The following is a 3,507-nucleotide window of genomic DNA, read 5'->3' as shown; positions in this document are numbered from 1 at the left end:
GTATACAGCCGGGACAGCGCCCGGGCATGGAACGTCGCGCAGCGCCTGCAAACGGGGATTTGCCACATTAATGGCCCCACCGTTCATGATGAGGCCCAGATGCCGTTCGGCGGCTGTAAATCCTCCGGCTACGGACGCTTCGGCGGGCGCGCGGGCGTTGACGAATTTACCGAACTGCGCTGGATAACCCTGCAAATGCAGCCCCGCGAACTGCCGTTTTAACCCATTCCACCGGCCGGAGTCGATCGTCTCAGCAGCGGCTGGCGATCGCCGCCGCCAGCTCGGCAGGATTTTCCCAGGCCATCGAGTGCCCGGCGTCGGGCACAACCCGCAGCGTAATCCCTTGCGCGACGGCGTCCTCGGCCTCCTGTTCCGGAAGCGACAGCTCGCCATAGATAAGCGTCTTCGGACAGGAGAGCTGGCAAAAAAGGGTAAACCATGATGGCGTTACGCCGCAGACCAGGCTGCCTGCCCCTCTCCAGACGGCCCAGGGGGCGCTGTTCTGCAGGCACCCGGCCCAGGGCGACGATTCCGCCGCCAGCATCTCGCCATAGCCGGCGGCGACAAACTCCGCTTCGCTCTGCGCGGCAATCGCCCGGCTGTACACCCCGCCGCCGGCGTACAGGTTGGGCTCGGCCACCAGCAGCGCAAGCACGCGTTCACCTAAGCGTTCAGCCGCCTCGATGGCAATACTGCCGCCCATGCTATGGCCGTACAAATAGCAGCGCGACAGCTGCAGGTGGTCAAGGAGTTCGACCACCACCCGCGCCTGTTCCGTGGTGCTGTAACCAAACTCAGCGGGTTTATCGCTGTAGCCATAGCCCGGCAGATCGATAAGCACGACCCGCCGCCCGCTCAGCGCGGGATCGGCAGCCACTCGAGGATAATCGTACGAGGAGGCGCACCCCAGACCGTGGATAAACACGATCGGGTCACCACCGCCGGGCAGATCGAGCCAGCGCACGGTGGCGCCGGCCAGAGAGGAGAAGAAACCGTTCATAGATAAGCTCCCGTTAACGAAAACTGTATTTTTATACAGTCATTATTAACGAATGCCAACGCTTACTTCATCTCAGAATAGCGAAACGAGAAGCGCGGTCGGGAAGCTAAACGGCCAGGTGGCGCCGATCAGCAGCGCGGCAAGCAGGCGAATCAGACGGCTCTCTTTGGTTAAAAACCAGCTGATAACGGCGCAGATAAATCCCATCACCGCATAAAAAATCAGCATCTTTTGATATAGGGTCATTCTTAGTCCTTCCCTGAAAACGCCTTTACGACGCGCCTCTTTCAACAGCGGAAAGCGGATCAGAGATTCATGCATGACAAAGTAAAAATACTGCGGGTAGCCGACAGAAAACGTCCGATTCATCCTTGTCTGATAGCGCATCCTTTGACCTCGTACTATACCTGTAGAGGCTTACTCATAAAGGTGGCGTTATGGACGTTTCCAGCAAAACCGTAATTCTGATTAATGTCGGCGCAGCATTTGCGCTTATTAGCCTGTTATCCGTTCGTTTTGGTTGGTTTTACTGATTTTTTCTCAGCAAAGAAACCTAAAAAAGCAGCCTTAAAGGGCTGCTTTTTTACGATTTGATAGCGACCGTATGGGCGGCTTCCACCTGTGAGGTAGCCTGCAGCACGGCCATAGCCTTGAGGTTCTCAGGGTTATACGCCGGCAGCGGATTGACCTTCTCGCTATCCCATTCAGCGGAGAGACAGACGGCTTCACTTGCCCCCTGCTTTTCACAACCTAAAACGCGCTGAGCGGGCAGGTTGCCATAGAGAATGGCGCTGGCGCAGGCCACCAGCAGAAAAAATGCTATGTTTTTCAAAACAAAATCAACTTCACAGTAACAAATTATGACAAATTTTCGCATGGCCGCCCCGTCAAAGTCAAACGCCAAACGGCCGCAAACATTTAATAGATACAAACCTGAACTAACCATTAACATTAATTAAACATTAACTTTAATTAATAAAGCTGACGTGACGAAATAAGGTCGAAATAGATTTCGTTTTTACTACTGACATTCTTATCAAGAGATCGCGGCTCGGAGCTGCAGCCGGCAAATAGCGCCACAAAAAGAAAGGATATAGTTTACGTCGGGGCGAAGATAATGAATTAACCTTACTTATTCAGGAAAACGCTCCTCCGCAACGGCGAAGCCTCCCCTGCGCTCAGGAAGTATCAGATTATACTTAAAAAAATCGGCAGAAACGCACGCCAATAGTTAACTAACAATAATGTATGACGAAGAGTTCTATTAGCGGAAAATGCGATACTTCTTAAATCTCATCTTGCCACCAGAGAGCAAAAAAAGCAGACAACCCCATGATTGGTGCGGCCTTAGGCCGATCCTCACCGCGCCAGCCCGCTCACTCTTCATTTGAAAGAGAACAAATACCATTTGCGTTATTTCAAGGATGAATTTACATTCATAAACATTGGTTATGAATACCTTTTCAGTTGCTCCTTTTAAATTTGAGGTGGAATATGTCCGGGATTGCCGTGCTTATTGTGGCGTTAATATTACTGGTTATCGCAGTTTACAATCTTATTTCTTACGTGCGCGAACGTCGGCAGTCGAGCCTGCCGAGTAAAAAGGATAAACGCTAGGCTAATGCATTGGCCTCGCTGAAAAGCCTCGGTAATAGCGAAAAATTTATTTACCATTCTCATTTTGTGCGTATTAGCAGCTCACGCGCCCGCCGGCGTGGTGTGTTGCGCCAATGTAACCACTTGCAGAATTTGATGGCGTAGACCAACCTTTTCCCTCCCCCTGCTCCATCTACCCCGCTTTGATTATTCCCGCGCTCGCGCGGCCGCCCGTAACGGGGACCTCGGGGCGGGAGAAATCGCCCCCGCGCCGTTCAGCCGCAGAGGAAATAATCCGGGGTAAACGCGAGCGGCACATTCCGCGACGCGAATAAGGCGCAAAAAAAGCCCCTGCACTGTTAATGCAGGGGCGTGGATATTTGAGCCCCATCCGGCGCTTATCTCCGGCACTCATCATGGCTTAGCTCTTGAAGGGGCATAAGAATAATCTCATATCACTGCGCCGTTTGTCTTAGCAATTCCTGCCATTGATGACTATTAGCAAGCTAACATGATTGCAGGGTGATTATCGCGCGCCACCGCCTGCGGTTTACCGCCGCCGAGGGGCCTGAACGGACTCCGTCGGCGGCGTGCTGCTCTTTAGTGTTTGATCATCACGTGGCGCACGACGGTGTAGTCCTCGAGGCCATACATCGACATATCCTTGCCGTAACCCGACAGCTTTTGCCCACCGTGCGGCATTTCGCTCACCAGCATAAAGTGGGTATTCACCCAGGTGCAGCCGTACTGCAGACGCGCGCTGAGGCGATGGGCTCTGCCGACGTCCCGGGTCCACACCGACGAGGCCAGACCATACTGCGAATCGTTGGCCCACGCCAGCGCCTGCTCCTCATCGCTGAACGCGGTGACGCTGACCACCGGGCCAAACACCTCGCGCTGGACAATATCAT

The 3,507-nt window shown here is 53.7% G+C and carries 7 protein-coding genes; 3 read left to right on the top strand and 4 right to left on the bottom strand.

Going from position 1 to position 3,507, the window contains the following annotated elements:
* Nucleotides 1-222: aldehyde dehydrogenase family protein (locus PFH44_RS26020; RefSeq protein WP_283826617.1), on the top strand; the 222-nt coding region annotated here is incomplete at its 5' end.
* 28 nt (nucleotides 223-250) lie between these two features.
* On the opposite strand, the gene PFH44_RS26015 is transcribed toward PFH44_RS26020, so the two are convergent.
* Nucleotides 251-1,000, bottom strand: a complete 750-nt coding sequence (locus tag PFH44_RS26015; protein ID WP_283826616.1) for an alpha/beta fold hydrolase — start codon at nucleotides 998-1,000, stop codon at nucleotides 251-253.
* A 72-nt stretch (nucleotides 1,001-1,072) separates the two neighbouring features.
* Nucleotides 1,073-1,246, bottom strand: coding sequence for a GhoT/OrtT family toxin (locus PFH44_RS26010; protein WP_071844920.1), 174 nt, complete (start codon nucleotides 1,244-1,246; stop codon nucleotides 1,073-1,075).
* Nucleotides 1,247-1,437: 191 nt separating this feature from the next.
* On the opposite strand from PFH44_RS26010, the gene yncL reads away from it, so the two are divergent.
* Nucleotides 1,438-1,533, top strand: coding sequence for a stress response membrane protein YncL (gene yncL, locus PFH44_RS26005; RefSeq protein WP_071844919.1), 96 nt, complete (start codon nucleotides 1,438-1,440; stop codon nucleotides 1,531-1,533).
* A gap of 50 nt (nucleotides 1,534-1,583) precedes the next feature.
* Here the strand turns inward: yncL and PFH44_RS26000 are convergent, their stop codons facing one another.
* Entirely contained in the window at nucleotides 1,584-1,952 is a 369-nt protein-coding gene (locus tag PFH44_RS26000; RefSeq protein WP_406627066.1) for a hypothetical protein, read from the bottom strand.
* A gap of 542 nt (nucleotides 1,953-2,494) precedes the next feature.
* Between PFH44_RS26000 and PFH44_RS25995 the strand changes: the two genes are divergently transcribed.
* Nucleotides 2,495-2,617 carry a small membrane protein gene (locus PFH44_RS25995; RefSeq protein ID WP_152643963.1) on the top strand — a complete coding sequence of 41 codons (123 nt, stop codon included), beginning with the start codon at nucleotides 2,495-2,497 and terminating at the stop codon, nucleotides 2,615-2,617.
* Between the two features lie 579 nt (nucleotides 2,618-3,196).
* On the opposite strand, the gene PFH44_RS25990 is transcribed toward PFH44_RS25995, so the two are convergent.
* Nucleotides 3,197-3,507 (bottom strand): aldehyde dehydrogenase family protein (locus tag PFH44_RS25990; protein WP_283826615.1); only part of this gene is annotated, 311 nt, incomplete at its 5' end.

Source organism: Klebsiella sp. Ech2A (assembly GCF_030078455.1).
Classification (GTDB): domain Bacteria; phylum Pseudomonadota; class Gammaproteobacteria; order Enterobacterales; family Enterobacteriaceae; genus Klebsiella; species Klebsiella terrigena.
Note: the sequence above shows the minus strand (reverse complement) of the source record. Positions and strands in the feature narration are given on the sequence as shown.

Coding starts and splice junctions, on each gene's coding strand:
- PFH44_RS25995 (WP_152643963.1), top strand. CDS start 2,495: ATGTCCGGGATTGCCGTGCTTATTGTGGCGTTAATATTACTGGTTATC.
- yncL (WP_071844919.1), top strand. CDS start 1,438: ATGGACGTTTCCAGCAAAACCGTAATTCTGATTAATGTCGGCGCAGCA.
- PFH44_RS26000 (WP_406627066.1), bottom strand. CDS start 1,952: ATGTTAATGGTTAGTTCAGGTTTGTATCTATTAAATGTTTGCGGCCGT.
- PFH44_RS26015 (WP_283826616.1), bottom strand. CDS start 1,000: ATGAACGGTTTCTTCTCCTCTCTGGCCGGCGCCACCGTGCGCTGGCTC.
- PFH44_RS26010 (WP_071844920.1), bottom strand. CDS start 1,246: ATGACCCTATATCAAAAGATGCTGATTTTTTATGCGGTGATGGGATTT.